Origin of the sequence: Oribacterium sp. oral taxon 078 str. F0263 (assembly GCF_000469565.1) — a bacterium.
Taxonomy (GTDB): Bacteria; Bacillota; Clostridia; order Lachnospirales; family Lachnospiraceae; genus Oribacterium.
The window spans coordinates 1-1348 of record NZ_KI273143.1; the positions used below are offsets into that span (position 1 = coordinate 1).

The 1348-nt window shown below is 49.0% G+C and carries 1 protein-coding gene; it reads left to right on the forward strand.

Annotated elements, in window-relative coordinates:
* Positions 1 to 198 precede the first annotated feature (198 nt).
* Positions 199 to 1122, forward strand: coding sequence for a hypothetical protein (locus HMPREF1986_RS12410; protein WP_021775219.1), 924 nt, complete (start codon positions 199 to 201; stop codon positions 1120 to 1122).
* The last annotated feature ends 226 nt before the right edge of the window (positions 1123 to 1348 follow it).

The following is a 1348-nucleotide window of genomic DNA, read 5'->3' on the forward strand; positions in this document are numbered from 1 at the left end:
AATTAACTTCTACCCAATCCTTCGGAAGAATTAATTTCCACCTTTCAGATTTCCAGGCGGAACTTCGAATAGCAATTAACATATTTTGAATAAAACGACGGATATCATGCGAAACAATCGCGATAATATTGTAAAGCTTGACGGGGCGTGCTATGCTTTCCCGGTGAGCGCGTAAACCTTACAGAACGGAGGAGACAGATGAAAAAGCGCACAGTATTTGCACTGGCATGTATGTTGGCACTTTCTGTGTCGGGCTGCGGCGGCAAGAAGGCGGACACAAAGAGCGCAGAGACCACTGCGCTTACAGAGAGCGCAGAAACCACGCTGACCGCGGGGAGTGGGGCTGAGATTGAGAAGCAGGAAAAAGGGGAGAAACCCGCGTTTCAGATTACCCCGTTTCAGGCAGTGGACAAGGAAGACTACGGCGTCAAAATCGTCAATTACGGAAATGTCGGCGAGGACCAGGAATACCTGCAGCTCACGCTGCAGAATAAGAGTGCGGACAAGAGCTATGTCTTTGTGCTAAAGAACCTGGAGGGCGACGGCATTGTGCTCAGAACGAGCGGAATCAGCGAGACCGTTGAGCCCGGACAGGAAAAGCAGGTCAATCTGATCTTCCAAAAGAATAGCACCTACAGCTTACAGAGTTTCGGTGATTTGACCTTCCGCTTTGCGATTGTGGATAGCAATGCGAAGAATCAGAAGGGGGAGACCGATGTGTTCCACATTTATCCCTACGGCGAGAACAAGGAAGTGAACTATGTTTTCGCGCCGAATGACAGCTACAAGCAGCTTGATGACAATGAGATTTTTGAAGCAGTCGTGACAGAGTGCAAGCAGGACCAATTCGGGAATGAGAATGTGTTTTTCTATCTCCGGAATAAGACAAACAAGCGGCTCTATATCAACAGCGATAAGGGCAGCGTGAACGGAGAGACGCGTAGCACAACGCGCTACTTTGAGGTGGGTCCGGGACAGTCCCTGTTCGGGTTTATCACGTATCAGGATCTCACGATCCCGGAGGCGGAGATCAAGGAACTGCAGTTCAACCTGCGGGTGCAGGATGTCGACAATCTGGTGAACGGGCCGCTCCTTGATAAGAGCTATACCATCACACCGTAAACAAGAAAGCAGCAAAAGAGCAGCCGGAGGACGGTTGCTTTTTTGTTGGGAGAAATATCAAATGGTCGGTTGAAATCCGAGGTTCCAGTTTGAAGGGGTAACTTCCAGTTTCGTCCGAATTGCAATCAAAAGTTCAATTTTTTCGCCTCGCAACACTGTACAATGAAGCCGAAAACGGCTATAACTGAGACCTAGGAACGGTCGTTCCTGAAAAACGCGTATCCTA